General features: G+C 70.1%; 20 protein-coding genes. 14 read left to right on the forward strand and 6 right to left on the reverse strand.

Annotation, left to right across the window (positions count from 1 at the left end):
- Positions 1 to 76 precede the first annotated feature (76 nt).
- Together OG884_RS22805 and OG884_RS22810 are read left to right on the forward strand one after the other, a co-directional pair.
- A complete protein-coding gene (locus OG884_RS22805; protein WP_326635940.1) occupies positions 77 to 697 on the forward strand; it encodes a hypothetical protein in 621 nt (206 codons plus the stop codon).
- Entirely contained in the window at positions 694 to 1,632 is a 939-nt protein-coding gene (locus tag OG884_RS22810; protein WP_326635942.1) for a hypothetical protein, read from the forward strand. The genes OG884_RS22805 and OG884_RS22810 overlap by 4 nt, the downstream gene beginning before the upstream one ends.
- A 191-nt stretch (positions 1,633 to 1,823) precedes the next feature.
- Here OG884_RS22810 and OG884_RS22815 read toward each other — a convergent pair whose 3' ends face one another.
- The 5 genes from OG884_RS22815 to OG884_RS22830 form a co-directional block, all read right to left on the reverse strand.
- Positions 1,824 to 2,330 (reverse strand): methylated-DNA--[protein]-cysteine S-methyltransferase, encoded by a 507-nt coding sequence (locus OG884_RS22815; RefSeq protein WP_326635943.1) that lies wholly within the window; start codon positions 2,328 to 2,330, stop codon positions 1,824 to 1,826.
- On the reverse strand, positions 2,327 to 3,748 hold the full coding sequence (locus OG884_RS22820; protein WP_326635945.1) for an AlkA N-terminal domain-containing protein: 1,422 nt from the start codon (positions 3,746 to 3,748) through the stop codon (positions 2,327 to 2,329). Before OG884_RS22820 ends, OG884_RS22815 begins: the two co-directional genes overlap by 4 nt.
- Before the next feature lie 217 nt (positions 3,749 to 3,965).
- Entirely contained in the window at positions 3,966 to 4,919 is a 954-nt protein-coding gene (locus tag OG884_RS22825; RefSeq protein ID WP_326635947.1) for an NYN domain-containing protein, read from the reverse strand.
- Between the two features lie 101 nt (positions 4,920 to 5,020).
- The gene (locus tag OG884_RS37575) at positions 5,021 to 5,227 is read right to left on the reverse strand and encodes an acyl-CoA carboxylase subunit epsilon (protein WP_442811505.1); all 207 of its coding nucleotides are present in this window, start codon (positions 5,225 to 5,227) and stop codon (positions 5,021 to 5,023) included.
- Positions 5,224 to 6,828, reverse strand: coding sequence for an acyl-CoA carboxylase subunit beta (locus OG884_RS22830; RefSeq protein ID WP_326635949.1), 1,605 nt, complete (start codon positions 6,826 to 6,828; stop codon positions 5,224 to 5,226). Before OG884_RS22830 ends, OG884_RS37575 begins: the two co-directional genes overlap by 4 nt.
- Before the next feature lie 107 nt (positions 6,829 to 6,935).
- On the opposite strand from OG884_RS22830, the gene OG884_RS22835 reads away from it, so the two are divergent.
- The 3 genes from OG884_RS22835 to OG884_RS22845 all read left to right on the forward strand — a co-directional run bounded on the left by OG884_RS22835 (position 6,936) and on the right by OG884_RS22845 (position 12,027).
- Entirely contained in the window at positions 6,936 to 7,718 is a 783-nt protein-coding gene (locus OG884_RS22835; RefSeq protein ID WP_442811738.1) for an ABC transporter ATP-binding protein, read from the forward strand.
- Positions 7,694 to 9,325 carry a hypothetical protein gene (locus OG884_RS22840; RefSeq protein WP_326635954.1) on the forward strand — a complete coding sequence of 544 codons (1,632 nt, stop codon included), beginning with the start codon at positions 7,694 to 7,696 and terminating at the stop codon, positions 9,323 to 9,325. Before OG884_RS22835 ends, OG884_RS22840 begins: the two co-directional genes overlap by 25 nt.
- A gap of 65 nt (positions 9,326 to 9,390) precedes the next feature.
- Complete coding sequence (locus tag OG884_RS22845) at positions 9,391 to 12,027, forward strand: phosphoenolpyruvate carboxylase (protein WP_326635955.1); 2,637 nt, start codon at positions 9,391 to 9,393, stop codon at positions 12,025 to 12,027.
- Positions 12,028 to 12,104: 77 nt separating this feature from the next.
- On the opposite strand, the gene fdhD is transcribed toward OG884_RS22845, so the two are convergent.
- Positions 12,105 to 12,992, reverse strand: coding sequence for a formate dehydrogenase accessory sulfurtransferase FdhD (gene fdhD, locus OG884_RS22850; protein WP_326635957.1), 888 nt, complete (start codon positions 12,990 to 12,992; stop codon positions 12,105 to 12,107).
- Between the two features lie 152 nt (positions 12,993 to 13,144).
- Here fdhD and OG884_RS22855 point away from each other — a divergent pair, with 152 nt between their 5' ends.
- The 9 genes from OG884_RS22855 to OG884_RS22895 all read left to right on the forward strand — a co-directional run bounded on the left by OG884_RS22855 (position 13,145) and on the right by OG884_RS22895 (position 20,419).
- Positions 13,145 to 13,969 (forward strand): biotin--[acetyl-CoA-carboxylase] ligase, encoded by an 825-nt coding sequence (locus tag OG884_RS22855; protein ID WP_326635958.1) that lies wholly within the window; start codon positions 13,145 to 13,147, stop codon positions 13,967 to 13,969.
- Positions 13,970 to 14,002: 33 nt separating this feature from the next.
- Positions 14,003 to 14,521, forward strand: coding sequence for a PH domain-containing protein (locus OG884_RS22860; protein WP_326635959.1), 519 nt, complete (start codon positions 14,003 to 14,005; stop codon positions 14,519 to 14,521).
- A 36-nt stretch (positions 14,522 to 14,557) separates the two neighbouring features.
- Positions 14,558 to 15,562: an adenylate/guanylate cyclase domain-containing protein gene (locus OG884_RS22865; RefSeq protein WP_326635961.1), complete on the forward strand. Its 1,005-nt coding sequence runs from the start codon at positions 14,558 to 14,560 to the stop codon at positions 15,560 to 15,562.
- An 83-nt stretch (positions 15,563 to 15,645) separates the two neighbouring features.
- The gene (locus OG884_RS22870) at positions 15,646 to 16,731 is read left to right on the forward strand and encodes an S-(hydroxymethyl)mycothiol dehydrogenase (protein ID WP_326635963.1); all 1,086 of its coding nucleotides are present in this window, start codon (positions 15,646 to 15,648) and stop codon (positions 16,729 to 16,731) included.
- A complete protein-coding gene (locus tag OG884_RS22875) occupies positions 16,728 to 17,345 on the forward strand; it encodes an MBL fold metallo-hydrolase (RefSeq protein ID WP_326635964.1) in 618 nt (205 codons plus the stop codon). Before OG884_RS22870 ends, OG884_RS22875 begins: the two co-directional genes overlap by 4 nt.
- 171 nt (positions 17,346 to 17,516) lie before the next feature.
- Positions 17,517 to 17,720 carry a (2Fe-2S)-binding protein gene (locus OG884_RS22880; protein WP_326635965.1) on the forward strand — a complete coding sequence of 68 codons (204 nt, stop codon included), beginning with the start codon at positions 17,517 to 17,519 and terminating at the stop codon, positions 17,718 to 17,720.
- Between the two features lie 15 nt (positions 17,721 to 17,735).
- Positions 17,736 to 18,218 carry a bacterioferritin gene (gene bfr, locus OG884_RS22885; protein ID WP_326635967.1) on the forward strand — a complete coding sequence of 161 codons (483 nt, stop codon included), beginning with the start codon at positions 17,736 to 17,738 and terminating at the stop codon, positions 18,216 to 18,218.
- A 251-nt stretch (positions 18,219 to 18,469) separates the two neighbouring features.
- Positions 18,470 to 19,138, forward strand: a complete 669-nt coding sequence (locus tag OG884_RS22890) for a response regulator transcription factor (protein WP_012888073.1) — start codon at positions 18,470 to 18,472, stop codon at positions 19,136 to 19,138.
- Between the two features lie 3 nt (positions 19,139 to 19,141).
- A complete protein-coding gene (locus OG884_RS22895; protein ID WP_326635984.1) occupies positions 19,142 to 20,419 on the forward strand; it encodes an ATP-binding protein in 1,278 nt (425 codons plus the stop codon).
- Positions 20,420 to 20,487: the final 68 nt, after the last annotated feature.

Below are 20,487 nucleotides of genomic sequence, written 5' to 3' on the forward strand. Positions count from 1 at the left end.
CGAGGCCAGGAGGGGAGTCATGCCGAATCGTGCATATCGGTGGTTTCGGCGGGCGGGTGCTCCTAGCGTGATCGGTGTGCGTGTTGTGATCGCGCTGGTCGTGCTCCTGTCGGCGGCCTGTGCCCCGTCGGAGGCTGAGCAGTTCACCCCCTCCGACCTTCCCGTCGAGACCTCCTCGCCGGCGCCCACGCAGACGGCGCCAAGGGCGGAGACCGTCCAGGTCGCTCCGGGGGTGCGGGTGGTGGTCGAGTGGCCGGCCACGGCCGACAGGGACGCCATCGGGATGATCAACACCTTCCGCGACTACCGGGCCGGATCGTTCCGTGCGGTCGTCACCGGTGGCCAGGACACCGCGTATCACGCGACGGTCCAGGAGGGGGCGAGCACGGACGCGTACCTGTGGGTGAAGGAGTTCCTGAACCAGCGCCGCTCGGTGCGCGGGACCTCCCGGCTGTACGCGTTGAATATCGTCTCGGTCACCGGCAGGGGGGCCGAGCTGAACGCGTGCGTGGACGAGACCGGGATGCGGCTGCTGGACACGGAGACCGGAAAGGCGGTCCGCCGGCAACCCGACTGGACCAGGCACCCCTTCCTCCAGATCGCCGGGCTCCGGCGGGGTGACGACGGGATCTGGCGGATCAAGTTGCTCCAGCATGCCGAACCTCTCAGTGAGGCCTCGAAGGGATGTCTTCGATGATCATGAACATGGTGGTCGCCGGGCTGCTGCTGCTGAATCCGAATCCGAATCCGAACACCGCCGGCGGTGGCGGTGGGGTCTCCAGCGTCGAGGCCCGGGGCAGCCAGAGCGGGAGGAAAGCGGAGATCAGCCTGAAGAACTCCCAGATCATCATCAGCGGGAACGGCCGCGGGGGGAGGAGCGACGGCTATCGGCTCAAGCGTCCCTGCTGGTACGAACCCAGCCAGAACGCCGAGGAGATGCTGGACTTCCAGCAGCGGTCGACCCGGGTGGACCCGGACGCGCCACAGTCCCGGCAGGAGACCCTCAAGCCGTTCGTGGAGAAGCTCGGCGAGGAGGGACGCTGGTGGACGGTCGCCCACGACTCGTCCGATCCCAACGGGGTGAGCTGCCAGATGGCGCTGGACACCTACGTGTTCGTGCCGCCCGGCACGACCCCGCCCGCCGGGATCACCATGGCCGAGCTGGTCGACATCGCCCGCGCCGCGCTGACCGTGCCCGAGCCGAAGATCGAGCTCAACCCGGACGCCAAGAGTTACGTCAACCTGCCGACCTGGGTCTGGCTGAGCGGTATCGGCGAGACCACCAGGTCGGTGACGGCGACGCTGCCCGGGATCATGAGCGCCACCGTGACCGCCACCCTTGAGGACATCCAGATCGACGCGGGCACCACCGCCGACCGGGCGGAGGTCAAGGAGGAGTGCGGCCCCGGCGGCAAGCCGTACGCGAAGGGCGCCGCGTTCACCTGCGGCGTGCGCTACCTGCGGGCCTCGATCGACCAGCCGCGTGACGCCTACGTGCTGACGGTCACCTCGGTCTGGCCCATCGAGATCGAGGACGACGTGGTCCCCTTCGCCTACGATCCGATCGAGGTCGGGGTCACCCGAGACGTCCCGGTGGGCGAGGTGCAGAGTACGGTCAGGAAGACCGGCTAGGGCGGTGACCGCCCATGTTCACCCGGTCCGACCACCCGCACCATCCGGGCCGGCCTCGACGCCAACGTGCGGTGACCGCCGATGTTCGCCTGGTTCGACGGCAGGAGGCCGTCGGAGACGGCCCCGGCAGGGATTCCCGGGAAGCCGGTGAGGACTCCCGGTCGGCGCCTGGCCGGACACCTCCGCCCGCGCTACTCGCCGGCGATCGCCTTCTCGTGGGTGAGCAGCCACCGCTTGACCGGCGTGCCGTAGTAGTAGCCGCCGAACCCGCCGGTGGCCGGCAGGACGCGGTGGCAGGGGACGAACGGCGCGATCAGGTTCTGCGCGCACGCGCTCCCGGCCGCCCTGGCCGCCGTCCTCGGCAGGCCCGCCCGCTCGGCGAGCTCGGCGTAGCCGATCGTGATGCCCGGCGGGACCTCACGCAGGGCGGTGAGCAGCCGCTGCCGCGTGGGCGTGCCCGGCTGTTCCAGTGCCACGGAGTCGAGGGCTTTCAGGTCGCCGTCCAGGTAGTCGCGTACGGCCCGCGCCGGGTGGCCCAGGTCGTCGGTCAGGGCCAGGCCCTCCGACCGGAGGCCGGGGGAGAGCCGCGCGAACATCTCGTCCGGGGCGTCGGTGAAGCCCGCCGCGACCAGGACGCCCTCGCGGGCGAGCAGTGCCAGCGGACCGGTCGGGGTGGTGAGTACCTGTGCCTCTATCATTCCGAACTCCAAAGGTGCAGTGCGGCGTACGCCCGCCATGGACGCCACCGCTCGATGTGCTCTTCCGGGATGCCCAGGCAGGCCATGGCCCGCCGCAGGCCGAGGTCTCCGCCCGGCCAGGCGTCCGGGTCACGCAGCGCCCGCAACGCGATGTAGCCCGAGGTCCACGGCCCGATCCCGGGAACCTCAAGCAGCCCGGCCACCGCCTGGGCGGGCTCCTGCGCCCCGTCCAGGTCGATCTCGCCGTCCGCCACCCTGGCGGCGAGTGCCTTCAGCGTGGCCACCCGCCGCCCGGTCAGGCCCAGCCCGCCCAGATCCGCCTCGTGGAGCTGCGCCGCGGTCGGGAACAGGTGGGCCGGCCCCTCGTCGCCGCCTGTTTCGAGATGCGGGCGGCCGGCTCGGGCGGCGACGCGTCCGAGGATGGTGCGGGCGCCCGCGACGGAGATCTGCTGGCCGATCACGGCGCGGACGGCCATTTCGAAGCCGTCCCACGCGCCGGGCACCCGCAGCCCGGGGCGGGCGGCGACGAGCGGTTCCAGCGAGGTCTCCCCGAGGGCGGCGGAGATGGCCTGGGGGTCCGCGTCGAGGTCGAGGAGGCGGCGGCAGCGGGCGACGATCCTGGCCAGGCGGCCGGTGTCGTCGACGCGCACGTCCAGCCGGACGTGGTCCACCTCGGGGGTGAGGGTGACCGTGCCGCCGGGGACGGCGCGGCTGTAGGACGTGCCGTCCGCGTGTTCCAGGCCGGGGATCGCCCGCGCGGCCAGGAACCGCATCAGGGTCGCGGCGTCGTACGGCTCCCTGTGGTGCAACCGCAGGGTCAGTGCGTCGCCCGGGACACCGGCCCTGTGCCGCGTGGTCGCCCGCAGCTCGCCCGGGGTGAAGCCGTAGGTGTCCTTCATGGTCGCGTTGAACTGCCGGACGCTGCCGAAACCCGACGCGAACGCCACGTCGACGATCGGCAGTCCGGTCTCCGTCAGCAGTTGCTTGGCCAGCAGCAGGCGCTTGGTCCTGGCCACGGCCAGCGGCCCCACGCCGATCTCCGTGGTGAACAGCCGGTGCAGATGCCGCCCGGTGATGTGCAGCCGCGCGGCCAGCCGGGCCATCCCGCCGTCGTCCGCCACGCCCTCGTCGATCAGCCGGAGGGCCCTGCCGACCAGGTCGCCCCGGTGGTCCCAGCCGGGATCGCCGGGGCTCAGCTCGGGCCGGCACCGCTTGCACGGCCGGAACCCGGCCGCCTCGGCGGAGGCCGCGTGGCGATAGAACCGCACGTTGCGGCTGGAAGGGGTGCGTGCCGGGCAGATCGGCCGGCAGTAGATGTGGGTGGAGGTGACCGCCGTGTAGAACCGCCCGTCGAACCGGGCGTCCCTGGCGGCCACCGCGCGGTAACAGGCATCGAAGTCGAGCTCTCTCACGGACATGCTGACGACGCTACTCGCAGCCCAAGTCATCCTGCTGGCGGGAATCGGACATGGTCGTGGTGGCCCGTCGCGGAGCGGGAACGGCCCGTGGAAGGGCCGTGACGGGCCGGGGCCGGGGAGCATGGGAAGTGCCTCACCGAAAGCGCGGCCGGGGGGAGGCGTCACCCAGGGGGCGTGCCGGACGTCTCGGGCGGCAGGGGACACGCGCGACGAGGTGTCACTTGGAGGAGACGCCGACCCCGATCTCGAACTCCCGGTAGACACGGGCCCAGAATCCGTCGCGCAGCCAGACGCGCGCCTCGGGGTAGGGGCGGAGGGAGTGACCCAGCTCCTTCTCCGCCTCGATGAGCAACTCGGTGTCGATGACCGTGGGAAGGATCGGCCCTGGCAGCAGGTCGCGGATGTTGTCGCGGCCGCGGGTGAGGATCCACTTCTGGGCCACGTGCTCGCCGACCTCCTCGACGCGAGGGCGGCTCGGGCCCAGCTTGGTGACCTGGCCCGCCGGGGACTTGGGCTTGGCGGTGGCGGTGGCGGCGGTGCGCCCGGCGAAGACCTGGGCGGGGGAGGGGGCGATCGGGGCGGCCGGCACCGGGACCGGCGCGGGGGCCCGGCTGAAGAAGGAGCGCAGGAAGTCGGCACTGATGATCTCGACGGTGTCGGACTCCCAGACCAGGCGCTCGGCCTGGTTGGTGCCGTACGGCGGCTCCACCCCCCACAGGTGGATCCGCACACCGTAGGCCTGGGCGGCCTCGACGGCGGGGACCATGTCCTCGTCCCCGGCCAGCAGTATCGTGTCGCTCACCGCGTGGTGCCTGGCCAGCGCCTCCAGGTCGCTCCTGATCTGCGCGTCCACGCCCTTCTGCTGGCCCCTCGCGTTGAGGTTGCCCAGGCGGACCTTGACCCAGGGGAGCTGCGCGATGACCCGCTGGTCGACGGTCGGCACCCGGTCACGGGCGGCGTCGTACCAGTAGATCCTCAGCAGCTCGCCGTGGATCCGCTCCTCCGCGTGCTTCTGCAACGCCTGGATCAGTTCGTCCGCCGCCACCCGGTACTCCTTGCGCTCCTTGGCACTCAGAAGCACCTCCCCCGCCGCGGCGTACAGGTATCCGACGTCGACCAGGACGGCGTACTTCGCGGCGATGGGGTGTGACGTGAGGTCCAGGATGGTCATGTCGTCCTCCAGGCCTCGGAACTAGCTGATCGGCTGACTATATGCGCCCATTTCTTAGATGGTCCCAACTCTCGTGCAAGTTGACACCCCGTTCTGAGGATCTATCTCGGCAGTGCGCTCGATCTCCACGCGCCTTGTCCGGTAGGCAGATGTTTTCGCATGCGATGTGAGTGATTGCTCCATGATTTCGGCGTTTGTGGGACTTTATGGCCCGAAGTCGCAGCCGCGGCATGGACGGAGAGGGCGATCACCACCGCGGCGATCTCCTCGGGTGTCGCGTCCCCTTTGATGATCTTCAGGTGTCTCACAGCGGGATGTTCCCATGCTTCTTCGGGGGCAGGGTCGCGCGCTTGTTGCGCAGGGCCCTGAGCGCCTTGACGATCTGAACCCGGGTGGCGGAAGGGCGAATCACCGCATCCACATACCCACGTTCGGCCGCGAGATACGGGTTGGCGAGCGTGTCCTCATATTCGGTGACGAACCGGGCCCGCTGGGCGTCCGGATCATCGGCCGAGGCGAGCTCGCGCCGATAGAGGACGTTGACCGCGCCCTGCGCCCCCATCACCGCGATCTGCGCGGTCGGCCAGGCCAGGTTGATGTCGGCGCCCAGGTGCTTGGAACCCATGACGTCGTACGCTCCACCGTACGCCTTGCGTGTGATGACCGTGACCAGCGGCACCGTCGCCTCGGCGTAGGCGTAGAGCAGTTTGGCGCCGCGACGGATGATCCCGTTCCATTCCTGGTCGGTGCCGGGAAGGAATCCAGGGACATCGACGAATGTCAGCACCGGAATGTTAAAGGCATCGCAGGTACGTACGAATCTCGCGGCCTTCTCCGAGGCCGCGATGTCCAGCGTGCCGGCGAAACTCATCGGCTGGTTGGCGACGATTCCCACGGAGCGCCCTTCGACCCGGCCGAAACCCACCAGGATGTTGGGCGCGAATTGCGCGTGTACCTCCAGGAATTCACCGTCGTCCAAGATGTGTTCGAGAACCGAGTGCATGTCGTAGGGCTGGTTCGCCGAGTCGGGGATCAGCGTGTCGAGTTCGCGGTCGGAGTCGGTGGTCTCCAGCACCACCTCGGCGTCGAACACCGGGGTCTCGTCCATGTTGTTGGACGGCAGGTAGGAGAGCAGCGCCCTGGCGAACTCCAGGCAGTCGGCCTCGTCGGAGGCCTCGTAGTGGGCGACACCCGAGCGGGAGTTGTGCGTGTGTGCGCCGCCGAGCTCCTCGAACGTCACCTCCTCGCCGGTGACGGTCCTGATCACGTCGGGGCCGGTGATGAACATGTGCGACTTCTCCGACACCATCAGCACGAAGTCGGTGAGGGCCGGTGAGTAGACGGCACCGCCCGCGCACGGGCCCATGATCAGCGAGATCTGCGGGATCACCCCGGAGGAGTGGACGTTCCGCTTGAAGATCTCGGCGTACAGGCCCAGCGAGACGACGCCCTCCTGGATGCGCGCGCCGCCGGAGTCGTTGATGCCGATCATCGGGCAGCCGGTCTTCAGCGCGTGGTCCATGACCTTGACGATCTTCTCTCCGAAGACCTCGCCCAGGGAGCCGCCGAAGACCGTGAAGTCCTGGGAGAACACCGCCACGGGGCGGCCGTCGACGGTGCCGTGCCCGGTCACGACCCCGTCGCCGTACGGACGCGCACGCTCCATGCCGAAGCTCGTGGAGCGGTGCCTGGCGAGTTCGTCGAACTCCACGAAGCTGTCCTCGTCGAGGAAGGCGAGGACCCGCTCCCTGGCGGTCATCTTGCCCTTCGCGTGCTGTTTCTCGATGGCGCGTGCGGAACCGGCGTGGGTGGCCTCGTCCAGACGGCGTTCCAGGTCGGCCAGTCTGCCGGCCGTCGTACGGACGTCGGGTGCGGCGGCCGTGGTTTCGGCGCTCAGGGGCTCGCTCATGCCAGCAGGGTAAACCGCCCTCTGACAGTGCGAACTATCGGGGGCGACCGTTCGTTTCCCGGGTGAGCCGGCTGATCGCCGGAGTCGTGATCCTGGAAGGGGGGAGCATGCCGGACGCCATCGAGGCGGTGAGAACGCAGGGGCTGTTCAAGAGGTTCGGGCAGCAGGTGGCCGTGGGAGGCGTCGACCTCGTGGTGCCCGGCGGCAGCTTCGCCGGGCTGGTCGGTCCCAACGGGGCGGGGAAGACCACAACGCTCAGCATGGTCACCGGCCTGCTGCGTCCCGACGGAGGCTCGATCCACATCGGCGGCCTCGACGTCTGGCGCGACCAGGTCGCGGTCAAGAGCCGCATCGGTGTGCTCCCCGAGGGGCTGCGCCTGTTCGAGCGGCTGTCGGGCAGGGAACTGCTGTCCTACAACGGCCAGCTCCGCGGCATCCCCAGGGCTGAGGTGGAGCAGCGGGCGGAAGGGCTGCTGAAGGTCATGGGCCTGACCGAGTCGGCGGACAAGCTCGTCGTCGACTACTCGACGGGCATGCGTAAGAAGATCGGCCTGGCGGCCGCGCTGCTGCACAACCCCGGTGTGCTCTTTCTCGACGAGCCGTTCGAGGGCGTCGACCCGGTAAGCGCCAACACGCTCGTCGAGGTGCTCAGGCGCTACACCGCCTCCGGCTCGACCGTGGTCTTCTCCAGCCACGTCATGGATCTCGTGGAACGCCTGTGCGACTGGGTCTCGGTGATGGACGGCGGGCGGATCGTCGCCCAGGGGCCGCTGGACGAGATCAGGGCGGGCCGCAGCCTCAACGAGGCGTTCCTGGGGCTGGTCGGCGTCCGTGGTGACGGCGCGAGTGGGCAGGAGGGCCTGTCGTGGCTGGGCACGACCCCGGCATGAGCGCGGTGAACCGGGAGAACGCCGTGACCGGGGCGGTGCGGGTGGGGCCCTCGGTGTTCGTACGGCTCAAGCTCCGGCTCGTCGCCGGCAACCTGCGCGGCAGCGTCCAGCACCTGCTGGGGTTCGTCTTCACGGTGATCGCCGCGATCGTCTTCGCCGCCCTGGGCTTCCTCGCCATGAGCACGCTGCGTTTCATGCCCCCCGACGTCGCGGGTGACGTCGTCACCGTGCTGTTCGCCGCCTTCCTGGTGGGCTGGGCGGTCGTGCCGCTGCTCGCGTTCGGGCTGGACGACACGCTCGACCCGTCGCGGCTGGCGCTCTTCCCGCTGCGGACCGGCCGGCTCGCCACCGGCATGTTCGCCGCCTCGGTCACCGGCGTCTGGCCGGTCGCCACGCTGGTCGTCATGATCGGGGCCGTGGCCGGGCTGGCAGGCGGGGTCGGCGGAGTGCTCCTGGGGACGGTGGCGGTGCTGCTCCACTTCGCGCTCTGTGTCGTTCTCTCCCGGTTGGTCACCACGGCGCTGTCGGGCGTGCTGCGCACCCGCAGGGGCCGCGACGTGCTGGCCGTCTCGGTGATCTTCGTTGTGCTGGCGGCCCAGCTGCCCAACCTGCTGCTCAACGGTGGCCTGTCGGCCGACCCGGCGGCGATGCTGGCCGGCGTCGCCTCGGTGCTGCGCTGGACCCCGTCAGGCATGGCGGCGCACGCCGTCGCGACAGGAGGCGCGGCGGCCCTCCTGGCGATCGTCGTGCTCGCCGCCCTGGTCACCGGGGTGGGATGGCTGTGGATCGCGGCGCTGCGCCGCGCCCTGGTCTCCCCTGACGCCTCCACCCAGAGCTCCTCGGTGCGCAACTCCCGGGGCCTGCTGGCCTCCGTCCTGCCCGACGGCCCGCTCGCCGCGGTCGCGGGCAAGGAGCTCAGGTACGCCCGCCGAGACCCGCGCGGCAGGGTCGGCTGGTTCGCCGCCGTCGCGGTGGCCGGCATCATGTCCTTCTCGCTGAACCAGGACGGCGGCGGCCCGACCGGGGTCGCCCTGGCGGTCGTTCCGGCCTGCATCGGCGCCGCGCTGATCGGCATGCAGTGGTGCAACGCCTTCGGCATCGACGGCCGCTCCCTGTGGATGAACGCCGTCGCCTACGGCACCGACCGCGACTGGCGCACGGACATGGCGGGGCGGCACCTGGCCGTGGCGACGATCGCGCTCCCGCTGCTGATCGCGCTCGCCACGGTCGCGGCCCTGCGGGCCGGAGACGTCGTCTGGGCGGTCCCGGCCACGCTGACCGCCTGGGGCGTCCTCGGGGTCGGGCTCGGGGTGGGCGCGCTGACCAGCGTGCAGCTGCCCTACAGCGTGCCCGAGCGTCTGAACGCCTTCACCGGCGCCGCCCCGGGGCAGGGCGGTATCGCCTTCGTGGCGTCGTTCGGCGCGCTGATCGGCACCGGCCTGCTCGCGCTGCCGATCGTCCTGCCGATGCTGCTCGGCCTCACCTGGGTCGCCGCGCTGGCGGTGCCGTACGGAGTGCTGGTCTCCTGGGGCGGCCGAAGAATCGCAGGTAAAGCTGCTTTCGCCAGGTATCCAGAGCTGCTGCAGGCGACCTCCAGGGCCACCTGAATGGTCTAGTCCAATGGGTGAGACCGGTCTCCGCCGGAGAAAACGGACTGGGTACGCTGACGAACATGCCAGCCACCGTGTCTCATCAGGTAGAGCGCTCCTCCGCTGTCACCGAGATGCCCGACGAGCTGCGTGCGGACGTGCGACTGCTCGGTGAGCTTCTGGGGCAGGTCATCGCCGAGCATGGTGGCGACGACCTGCTCGCCGACGTCGAACGGCTGCGTAAGGCGGTCATCGGTGCCCGCCGCAGGCAGGTGTCGGTCGACGAGATCACCGCGATGGTGGCCGAGTGGCCCGTCGAGCGCGCGGTACAGATCGCCCGTGCGTTCACGTGCTACTTCCACCTGGCGAACCTGGCCGAGGAGCACTTCAGAATCCGCACGCTCAGGGTCCGCGACACCGGCGAGGAGCCGCTGCCGGAGTCCCTGGCCCAGGCGGTCCAGGAGCTCGGCGGCGAGAGGGTCGCCGACCTGGTCGAGGGCCTGCGCCTGCACCCGGTGCTGACCGCGCACCCCACCGAGGCCCGCAGGCGCGCCGTGGTCACCGCGATCCAGCGCATCAGCGGCCGGCTCGCCACGTACAACAGCCCCGAGCGGGGTGCCGCCGAGCGGGCGGAGACCCGCCGGCGGCTGCTGGAGGAGATCGACCTGCTCTGGCGAACCGCCCAGCTCAGATCCACCAAGCTGGACCCGCGAGACGAGGTCCGCACGGCCATGGCGGCCTTCGACGAGACCCTCTTCCGGGTGGTCCCGCAGGTCTACCGCGCCCTGGACGCCGCGCTCGGCGGGGGCGGCGGCACCGAGAAGCCCCGGGCCCGCGCCTTCGTCAGGTACGGCAGCTGGATCGGCGGCGACCGCGACGGCAACCCGAACGTCACGGCCAAGGTGACCAGGGACGCCGTGCTCATCCAGTCCGAGCACGTGCTGTTCGCCCTGGAGAACGCCGCCGGCCGGATCGGCCGCTCCCTGACCCTCGCCGCCGGCTACGCCCCCGCCTCGCCCGAGCTGCGGGCCAAGCTGTCCGCCGCGGTGAACGGCCACCCCGACCTGGTCTCGGAGCTGGCCACCCGCTCCCCGCAGGAGCCGCACCGGCAGTGGCTGATGTTCGTCGCCGCCCGCATCGCGGCCACCAGGCAGCGCGGCCTCGACCTGGCCTACCGCTCGCCCGAGCAGCTCTTGGAGGACCTGCGGATCGCCCAGGACTCGCTGGTCGCGGCCGGGGCGAAGCGGCAGGCGTACGGGGAGCTGCAGCACCTCATCTGGCAGGCGGAGACGTTCGGCTTCCACCTGGCCGAGCTGGAGGTCCGGCAGCACTCGCAGGTCCACGCCGCCGCGCTGGAGGAGATCGCCGCCGGGCGAACCTCAGAGCGGACCGAGGAGGTCCTGGCCACGATCCGCACGATCGCCTGGATCCAGGAGCGGTTCGGGGTGGGTGCCTGCTCCCGCTACGTCGTCTCCTTCACCCGCTCGGCCGACGACATCGCCGCCGTCCACGCGCTGGCCGCGCACGCGCTGGGCGAGCGGGCGCCACGGCTCGACGTGGTCCCGCTGTTCGAGTCCGGAGCCGACCTGGCGGCCGCCCCCACCGTGCTGTCGGGGATGCTCCAGATCCCACAGGTCCAGGCCAGGCTGGCCGAGGACCGGCGCCTGGAGGTCATGCTCGGCTACTCCGACTCCGCCAAGGAGCTCGGCCCGGCCGCGGCGACACTGAAGCTCTACGAGGCCCAGGAGGCGCTGGCCGCCTGGTCGGCCGAGCACGATGTGCCGCTGACGCTCTTCCACGGCCGGGGCGGCGCCCTGGGCCGGGGCGGCGGTCCCGCCAACCGGGCGGTGCTCGCGCAGGCCCCGGGTTCGGTGGGAGGCAGGTTCAAGGTCACCGAGCAGGGCGAGGTCATCTTCGCCCGCTACGGCCACGACGCCATCGCCCGCCGTCACATGGAGCAGGTCACCTCCGCGGTGCTGCTCGCCTCCACCCCGTCCATCGAGGCGCGCACGGCCGAGGCCGCGGGACGCTTCCGCGGGGTGGCCGAGCAGGTGGCCTCCGCCTCGGAGAAGGCGTACCGGCTGCTGACCGAGGCCCCCGGCTTCCCCGAGTGGTTCTCCCTGGTCAGCCCGCTGGAGGAGATCGGCTCGCTCCGCCTGGGCTCCCGCCCGGCCCGGCGCGGCCTCGGCGCGCCCCGGTCCCTGGACGACCTGCGGGCCATCCCGTGGGTGTTCGCCTGGGCACAGACCAGGGTCAACCTGCCCGGCTGGTACGGCCTGGGCAGCGGCCTGGAGGCGGTCATCTCCGAGGCGGGCCTGGGTGAGCTGCGCGCCGCCTACCGGGAGTGGCCGCTGTTCGCCTCGCTGCTGGACAACGTGGAGATGTCGCTGGCCAAGACCGACCGCGACATCGCCGCCCGCTACCTCGCGCTCGGCGCCAGGGACGACTTCGTCGAGCAGGTCCTGGCCGAGTACGACCTGACCCGCCGTCTGGTCCTGGAGATCACCGGCCACACCCGCCTGCTGGAGGACCGCAAGGTCCTGTCCCGCGCGGTGCAGCTCCGCGACCCGTACGTCGACGCGCTCTCCCACCTGCAGCTCCGCGCCCTGTCCACGCTCCGCGCGGACGAGGGGCTGTCGGAGGAGGAGCGCGAGCGCCTGTCCACGCTGCTGCTGCTCTCGGTCAACGGGGTCGCCGCCGGTCTGCAGAACACGGGCTGATCCGCCGCACCGCCACCCGCCACCCGCCACCCGCCACCCGCCGGTCCCCGGCACACAGGGGCCGGTGGGTGCGGTGTTCACGGGCCGATGCGGTGCGCCCCCGCGTAGACGTTGAAGCGCTCCTCGCGCAGGAAGCCGACCAGCGTCATCCCGAACTCACCGGCCAGGTCGACGGCCAGGGAGGAGGGCGCGGAGACCGCGCAGACGACCGGCAGGCCCGCGGTGAGGGCCTTCTGCATGATCTCGTAGCTGGTCCGCCCGCTGACCATGAGCAGGTGCCCGCCCAGCGGCAGCCTCCCGGTCATCATGGCCCAGCCGATCAGCTTGTCCACCGCGTTGTGCCGCCCCACGTCCTCACGGACCGCGAGCGGCTCGCCCCCGGCGGTGAACAGCCCGGCCGCGTGCAGCCCCCCGGTCTTGCCGAAGACCCCCTGAGCGCGCCTCAGCCGGTCAGGAAGGCCGTACAGGACCTCGGGGGAGACGCGCAGCAGGTCATCGGCGGCGGGCAGCGGCGAGCAGCGGCCACGCAGGGCGTCGAGGCTGGCGGTGCCGCAGACGCCGCACGCGCTCGACGTCATGAAATGCCGGTCGAGCGAGGGCAGATCAGGCAGGGTGCCGCCGCGCAGCCGCACGGTCACCGTGTTGTAGCGAGCCTCGGGGGAGACGTCGTCGTCCGTGCAGTAGGCGATGGAGGCCACGTCGGCGGGGGCCACGACGCCCTCGCCGTACAGGAATCCGGCGGCCAGTTCGAAGTCGTGCCCCGGGGTGCGCATGGTGATCGCGACGGTGCGGCGCTCCTCGCCCGCCTGGATCCGGATCTCCAGTGGCTCCTCGGTGGCCAGGTCGTCCCTGCGCTCGTGGAGCGTCCCCGAGCGCATCTGCCCGATCCGCGCCCGCGTGGTGGGCCCGGGTCTGTGCACGGCCTCCACCTCGGTACCGTCTCGCGGGGCAAGGTGTCTGCTCATGCGGGTATCTTCCTTTTCGCCACATTCCAAACGGTTTCCTCCCCGGTTGGAAAGCCGGGCTTCGCCTGCGCACCCAGACTTCGTTAATAGTATTCCCTGGTCATTGCCCTAATTCGGTAACAGGGGGTCGTTAAGGGAGGCAAGATGGCTAAGTGCTCGACTCGCCCTTCACTGATCTCGACCGCCCGCCGCTCTCACAGGCGGCGCTCACCCGTGCGCTGGTCCGTCCCGGTGGCCTCTGGTCCGACATCGCCGTCGTCGCCAGGACCGGATCGACCAACGCCGATCTCGCGCAGGCCGTCCGCGACGGTGCGCGGCAGGGAGCCGTCGTCGTCGCAGAGGCCCAGTTCGCCGGGCGTGGCAGGCTCGGCAGGGTCTGGAGCGTGCCGCCGCGCTCCGGCCTGACCTTCTCCGTGCTCCTGCGTCCCGACCCGCCCCCGGCCAGGCAGAGCTGGCTGTCCCTGCTCGTCGCCCTCGCGGTCGCGTCGGCCGTGCGGAAGGTCGCGGAGGTCGACGTCCGGCTCAAGTGGCCCAACGACCTGCTGGTCGGCGGGCGCAAGCTCGCCGGGGTGCTCGCCGAGCGGATCGACAACGCGGTGATCGTGGGCGTCGGGCTCAACGTGAGCGTGCGAGCCGAGGAGCTGCCGGTGGAGACCGCCACCTCCCTGGCCATCGAGAAGGCCGCCTGCGTCGACCGCGACCCGATCCTGCGGGCGGCGCTTCGGGAGATCGAGCTCCACTACCGGGAGTGGTCGGAGGCGGACGGCGACGCCGAGGCGTGTGGCCTGCGGGCCGCCTACCTCGCGATCAGCGCCACGGTCGGACAGGAGGTCCGGGTGGAGCTGCCCGGCGAGCGGGTGCTCACCGGCACGGCCACCGGTATCGACGGCGCCGGCCACCTGCTGGTCAGCTCCAAGGGACAGCAGCACGCGCTCAGCGCGGGAGACGTCGTGCATGTTCGTCCGCACAGCTCATGACGTGGGGCACGAAGGCGTGTCACGATTTGCCACATGGGTCTACCCGATCACCACATGACGGAGGGGGAGCGGCGAATCCGGTCGTTCCACCCGCACTGGAAGCGCCTGATCGGCCCGTTCCTCGCGATGATCCTGATCATCGCGGGGTCCGGTGCCGCCATTTTCTTCATGCCCGCCTTCGCCTACGACTCCTACGCGCGTATCGCGGTGGCCGTGCTCGCCGTCGGTCTGCTGACCGTCTGGTCGTTCGTGCCGTACCTCAGGTGGAAGAACACCTCGTACGTGCTCACCACGCACCGGTTCACCATCAGTACGGGGGTGCTGAACAAGTCCATAGACGACATCCCGATGGCCAAGGTCAACACGGTCAGCGCCGACCAGACCCTCATGGAGAGGATGCTCGGCTGCGGCACGCTCGTCGTCGAGTCGGCGGGCGACCACGGCCGGATCACGCTGCGGGACATCCCGCGGATCCAGGAGGTGCGGGCTGAGGTGTTCCGCGCGCTCGACGACGCGATCGACGGGGAGCCCTCGGAACACGGCGGGCGGTGACCGGTGGGGCATGACCCTCTGGGCCAGGGGGAAGGCGTGGGCGGAGAGGAAGTCTTCACCGGACGCCCCACGGCCGAACAGATCGAGCACCTGTTCGTCGGCACCTCTCCCCGCTACACCCGGATCCAGGTGGCGAGCCTCGCCCGGCTCCCGCAGGAGCTCACCGAGCGGATCTGGCGTGCACTGGGGTTCGCCACGCTTTCCGACGACGCCGTGGCCTTCACCGACGCGGACGTGGCGGCGCTCGAACAGGTCCGGACGATGATGGAGAGCGGTCTGCTGGACGACCGGACCGTCATCAAGATGGCCAGGGCACTCGGCCAGACAACGGCCAGGCTCGCGCATTGGCAGGCCGAGATCATAGTCAGCGCCCTGCTCGACCCCGGCCGCCGGCCCACGGACGAGGATCTGGCGGGGGTCATGGAGACCTCGCGCCGGCTGCTCCCCGGCTTCGAACGGGTCCTGATCCACGTCTGGCGCGCCCAGCTCGCGGCCGCGGGAACCCGCCTGCTGACGATCGCCGACATCACCGACGAGATCGTGCCGACCCGGCTCACCCTCACGGTGGGCTTCGCCGACCTGGTCTCCTTCACCCGGGTCTCCCGTGAGCTGGACGAGCGGGGCCTGGCCGAGCTCGTCGAGGGCTTCGAGACGCGAGCCTCCGACGTGGTCGCCGGGCACGGGGGACGGCTGGTCAAGACGCTCGGCGACGAGGTGCTCTTCACGGCGGCCGACCCGCGGGCCGCCGCCCTGATCGCCCTGGACCTGGTCAGCGCCATCCGCCGGTACGGGCCCGACGTGCGGATCGGGCTGGCGTACGGCCCGGTGCTGCCGATCATGGGCGACGTCTTCGGGACCACGGTCAACCTGGCGGCCAGGCTTACGGCCATCGCCCGCCCCGGCACCATCGTCGTCGACAGCGAGCTGGCCGAGGCGCTGGAGGGCGCGCCGGGCGTCGAGGTCGGCCGCATCCGGCGGCGGCCGGCCCGCGGTCTGGGGGTGGTGCAGCCGTACGTGCTGCGCCGGGCTGGTAATGATTGAGGCGGGGGCCTCTCCAAGGCCGTTCAACCAGTAAGCCGAGCCCTGGGGGCTCGGAGAGTTTCACAACAGATGAGGTGCAGGACATGCCGTACACCGTCCAAGGCGTGGTCGCGCGTGGCAAGGGCGAGCCCGTCTCGCTGGAGACCGTCATCGTGCCCGATCCGGGGCCGGGCGAGGCCGTGGTGACGGTACAGGCCTGTGGTGTCTGTCACACGGACCTGCACTACCGCGAGGGCGGCATCAACGACGACTTCCCGTTCCTGCTCGGCCACGAGGCCGCCGGAGTGGTCGAGGCCGTCGGTGAGGGGGTCACGGAGGTGGCGCCCGGTGACTTCGTGATCCTGAACTGGCGGGCCGTCTGCGGTAACTGCCGGGCCTGCCGGCGCGGCCGTCCCTGGTACTGCTTCAACACGCACAACGCCACCCAGAAGATGACCCTGGAGGACGGCACACCGCTCAGCCCCGCCCTGGGCGTCGGCGCCTTCATCGAGAAGACCCTGGTCGCGGCCGGGCAGTGCACCAAGGTCGACCCGTCGGCGCCGGCGCAGGTGGCCGGGCTGCTCGGCTGTGGCGTGATGGCGGGCCTGGGCGCCGCCATCAACACCGGCGGCGTGACCCGCGGCGACAGCGTGGCGGTCATCGGGTGCGGCGGCGTCGGCGACGCGGCCATCCTCGGCGCCAGGCTGGCGGGCGCCTCGAAGATCATCGCGGTGGACGTGGACGACCGCAAGCTCGGCTGGGCCAAGGAGTTCGGCGCCACCCACACGGTCAACTCCCGCACTTCGGACGTGGTCGAGACGGTCAGGGAGCTCACCGGAGGCAACGGCGCGGACGTGGTCATCGAGGCGGTTGGTCGCCCGGAGACCTACAAGCAGGCCTTCTACGCCCGTGACCTGGCCGGGACCGTGGTCCTGGTCGGGGTGCCCACCCCGGAGATGACGCTGGAGCTGCCGCTGCTCGACGTCTTCGGCCGCGGCGGCGCGCTGAAGTCCTCCTGGTACGGCGACTGCCTGCCCAGCCGCGACTTCCCCATGCTCATCGACCTCTACCTGCAGGGGCGGCTCGACCTCGACCGCTTCGTCTCCGAGACGATCGGCCTCGGCGACGTCGAGGAGGCCTTCACGAAGATGCACCGCGGTGAGGTGCTGCGCTCGGTGGTGATCCTGTGATCGACAAGGTGGTCACCTCCGGCACCTTCTCGCTGGACGGCGGGACGTGGGACGTCGACAACAACGTCTGGATCGTCGGCTCGGACAGCGAGGTGGTCATCATCGACGCCGCGCACGACGCCGCCGCGATCGCCGAGCGGGTCGGTGACCGAGAGGTGAAGGCCATCGTCTGCACCCACGCGCACAACGACCACATCGACGCGGCGGCAGACCTCGCCGCGCGGGTGGGCGCGCCGATCCTGCTCCACCCGGCAGACCGGGTGCTGTGGGAGATGGTCTACGCCGACCTGCCGTACACCCCGCTGAAGGACGGTCAGATGATCTCGGCCGGAGGCGTCGATCTGACCGTGCTGCATACGCCGGGTCACGCTCCGGGCGCGGTCTGCCTGTACGGGGCGGAGATCGGCGCCCTCTTCAGCGGCGACACCCTCTTCCACGGCGGTCCCGGCGCGACGGGAAGGTCCTTCTCCTCCTTCGACACGATCATCGAGTCGATCAAGGGGAGATTGCTGACCCTGCCGCCGGAGACGACGGTGTACACCGGCCACGGCGACTCCACCTCCATCGGCGAGGAGGCAGGGCACCTGGAGGAGTGGCTGGCCAGGGGACACTGACCGGCACGTCCGCCGCGACGCGCCCCGGCCCGCGCCGGGGCGCGTTCGCGTGTTCGGAGCCGTGTGAAATGGGTGCTTCGTAGCGATGACGATGAGGTTGGGGCTGTGTGCCGTACTTCACATAGGCAAGCCTAACCAAATGAGGTACTTTAGGTGTGCCTAACCTATGCTATGCTGCTGAAAGGTCGCACCCCCGTGTATGTATGCGTCTGCCGCGCGGTCACCGAGAACGAGGTGCACGACTGCATCTCGGCAGGGGCGAAGAGCGCGCGCCAGATTCGCGACGCTACGGGTGCCGGTGGCGACTGTGCTTCTTGCGTGCGCAAGATCTGTGCGATCCTGAAGCGGTCTGAAGACTTGATGCCGACCGCATAGCACGAGGAGCCCGCCATGCAGGGCGACAAGAAAATCATCGAGCTGCTCAACGAGCAGCTGACCGCGGAACTGACCGCGATCAACCAGTACTTCCTGCACGCCAAGATGCAGGAGAACTGGGGATACACCAGGCTGGCGAAGTACACCCGCGAAGAGTCCATGGACGAGATGCGACACGCGGAGAAGCTCACCGACCGAATTCTCTTCCTCGAAGGACTGCCCAACTACCAGAAGCTGGGCATCCTGCATATCGGCCAGACCGTCGCGGAGCAGCTCCGCGCCGACCTGGACATCGAGCTTGAGGTGGTCACCCGCCTGAGGCCGGCCATCATCCTGATGCGCGAGAAGGGCGACGTCACCTCGGCCCGCATCTTCGAGGAGATCCTTGAGGACGAGGAGCACCACATCGACTACCTGGAGACCGAGCTGGGTCTCATGGACAGTCTCGGGGAGCAGCTCTACCTCGCCCGCTACGCCGAGCCGCCCTCGGCGTCTTGAGGTGAATTAAGAAGAACACGCCCACCAGATCCCCTCTGGTAGGGCGTGTTCTGCTTTGCCGGTCAATCCTTTGGGGCTCCTGTGCTTTCGAGGGACTTCCAAGGCGGGAGACCTACTCCGGAACCCTCGGCCGTTGCGGGATGACTATCCGGGATTTATCAGTGTTTGCCCAGGTCAATGGATAGGTCAACGACGAGTCAAACCGCGCGCTGTACCCGGGAAACGATCCTCTAAGGTCCTACGATCGCAACATGACCTGTGTACTACTCGCCGAGGATGACACCTCGATTTCCGAGCCACTGGCGCGAGCTCTGCGCCGCGAGGGTTATCAAGTAGAGGTGAGCCCTGACGGCCCGCAGGCTCTGGAGCGGGCTCTGTCGGGTGGCATCGACCTGATTGTTCTCGACCTGGGCCTGCCCGAGATGGACGGCCTGGAGGTGGCCAGGCGCATCCGCGCCGAAGGCCACGGAACTCCCGTGTTGATCCTCACCGCCCGTGTCGACGAGGTCGACACCGTGGTGGGCCTCGACGCCGGGGCCGACGACTACGTCACCAAACCGTTCCGCCTCGCCGAGCTGCTGGCGCGTGTCCGCGCCCTGCTGCGGCGCGGCACGTCCGAGACGCCCGTGGTCCAGGGCGTGCGCATCGACGCCGACTCCCGTCGGGCGTGGATGGGCGACAAGGAACTGCATCTGACCACCAAGGAGTTCGACCTGCTGAGGGTCCTGGTCCGCGACGCCGGAAAGGTGGTCACTCGCGAGCAGATCATGCGCGAGGTGTGGGACACCAACTGGTGGGGTTCGACCAAGACCCTGGACATGCACATATCGTGGCTACGCCGGAAACTCGGTGACGACGCCGCCAAGCCCCGATACATCACAACGGTTCGAGGGGTCGGCTTCAGGTTCGAGCGCGAGTAGGAAATGCGCCGACGCCTGCTCTCCTCAACCCTCCTTGTCGCGGTCATCGGGGTGTTGCTGCTTGGCATCCCCCTCGCCGTGGCGGTCAACAGGCTCATCGAGGAGGAGGCGACCCAGCAGCTCGCCTCCCATGCCAAGAGCCTGCTGGGGGAGGTCGAGTACGCCCGGATCCAGGACCAGCCCATTGACGAGCAGCAACTGGAACGTAAGTATTCCCATCTCTACATTCAGATCTACGCGAAGGGGACACCTCCCCAGGTGATAACGGTGGGCACCGAGCCCCCCGAGAGCCAGAAGATGACCGCGGACGCACAGTCGGAGAACGGCGTGTACGTCGCGGTCAGCCGGGACAGGACGGGGGTGGAGCGTGAGATCCACGCATGGCTCTTTCTCATCCTGGGGCTCGCCGCGGCTGCTCTCGCGGTCGCGGTCGGGCTTGCCATCGTGCAGTCGCGCCGCCTGACGTTACCGCTCAGCGACCTTGCGATGATCGCTGAGCGGCTCGGTTCCGGTGACGCGAGGCCGAGCAAGCACCGCTACGGCATCCAGGAGCTCGATCGGGTGGCCGAGGTGCTCGACCGTAGCGCGACCCGCATCTCCGACCTCCTGGCGAGGGAACGGGAGTTCGCGACCGACGCCTCCCACCAGCTCCGCACCCCGCTCACCGGTCTGACCATGAGGCTTGAGGAGATCGTCGCCGCCGCGGACGAGCCGGGGATCGTCAAGGAGGAGGGCGAGGCCGCCATCGTGCAGGCCGAGCGGCTCACCGCGGTGATCGACGAGTTGCTGGCCACCGCCAGGCGACAGCGTCAGGCGCAGGCCGAGAGCGTCAGGCTCGACGCACTGCTCGACCAGCAGTTCATCGAGTGGGGCCCGGCGTTCCGCAGGGCCGGGCGGCAGCTGAGGCTGGCCGGTACGCGTGAGCTCCAGGCGCTGGGCACCGCCGGCGGTATCAGCCAGGTGATCTCCACCCTGCTGGAGAACTCGCTGGAGCACGGCGGCGGCACGGTGATCGTGACCACCAGCGCCAAGGAGAGGTCCGTCGTGATCGAGGTGGCGGACCAGGGCAGGGGTATACCCGACGACCTCGCCCCGAGGGTCTTCGAGCGCAACGTGAGCGGGGCCGGCGGTACGGGTCTCGGCCTGCCCCTCGCGAGAGCGCTGGCCGCCGCCGACGGAGGGCGCCTGGAGCTCGTACGGCCGCGTCCCGCGGCGTTCGCGTTCTTCCTGCGCCAGGTGGGCGAGACGGGCAGGAACCGTGTCGTCCGGGGGCCTGCCTGAGTGTGCTCTCGCGGTGCCGGCGGGGCCGTGTCCTGGCGGGGCAGAGGCGGCGGCGAGATTCTCCCGTG

Origin of the sequence: Streptosporangium sp. NBC_01755, assembly GCF_035917995.1 — a bacterium.
Taxonomy (GTDB): domain Bacteria; phylum Actinomycetota; class Actinomycetes; order Streptosporangiales; family Streptosporangiaceae; genus Streptosporangium.

What these genes read in the sequence shown, in the direction of transcription:
- OG884_RS22890 (WP_012888073.1), top strand. Translation starts at nt 18,470, where the DNA reads ATGACCTGTGTACTACTCGCCGAGGATGACACCTCGATTTCCGAGCCA.
- OG884_RS22825 (WP_326635947.1), bottom strand. Translation starts at nt 4,919, where the DNA reads ATGACCATCCTGGACCTCACGTCACACCCCATCGCCGCGAAGTACGCC.
- OG884_RS22810 (WP_326635942.1), top strand. Translation starts at nt 694, where the DNA reads ATGATCATGAACATGGTGGTCGCCGGGCTGCTGCTGCTGAATCCGAAT.
- OG884_RS22880 (WP_326635965.1), top strand. Translation starts at nt 17,517, where the DNA reads ATGCTGCTGAAAGGTCGCACCCCCGTGTATGTATGCGTCTGCCGCGCG.
- OG884_RS22895 (WP_326635984.1), top strand. Translation starts at nt 19,142, where the DNA reads ATGCGCCGACGCCTGCTCTCCTCAACCCTCCTTGTCGCGGTCATCGGG.
- OG884_RS22830 (WP_326635949.1), bottom strand. Translation starts at nt 6,828, where the DNA reads ATGAGCGAGCCCCTGAGCGCCGAAACCACGGCCGCCGCACCCGACGTC.
- fdhD (WP_326635957.1), bottom strand. Translation starts at nt 12,992, where the DNA reads ATGAGCAGACACCTTGCCCCGCGAGACGGTACCGAGGTGGAGGCCGTG.
- OG884_RS22835 (WP_442811738.1), top strand. Translation starts at nt 6,936, where the DNA reads ATGCCGGACGCCATCGAGGCGGTGAGAACGCAGGGGCTGTTCAAGAGG.
- OG884_RS22815 (WP_326635943.1), bottom strand. Translation starts at nt 2,330, where the DNA reads ATGATAGAGGCACAGGTACTCACCACCCCGACCGGTCCGCTGGCACTG.
- OG884_RS22845 (WP_326635955.1), top strand. Translation starts at nt 9,391, where the DNA reads ATGCCAGCCACCGTGTCTCATCAGGTAGAGCGCTCCTCCGCTGTCACC.
- bfr (WP_326635967.1), top strand. Translation starts at nt 17,736, where the DNA reads ATGCAGGGCGACAAGAAAATCATCGAGCTGCTCAACGAGCAGCTGACC.
- OG884_RS22870 (WP_326635963.1), top strand. Translation starts at nt 15,646, where the DNA reads ATGCCGTACACCGTCCAAGGCGTGGTCGCGCGTGGCAAGGGCGAGCCC.
- OG884_RS22820 (WP_326635945.1), bottom strand. Translation starts at nt 3,748, where the DNA reads ATGTCCGTGAGAGAGCTCGACTTCGATGCCTGTTACCGCGCGGTGGCC.
- OG884_RS22860 (WP_326635959.1), top strand. Translation starts at nt 14,003, where the DNA reads ATGGGTCTACCCGATCACCACATGACGGAGGGGGAGCGGCGAATCCGG.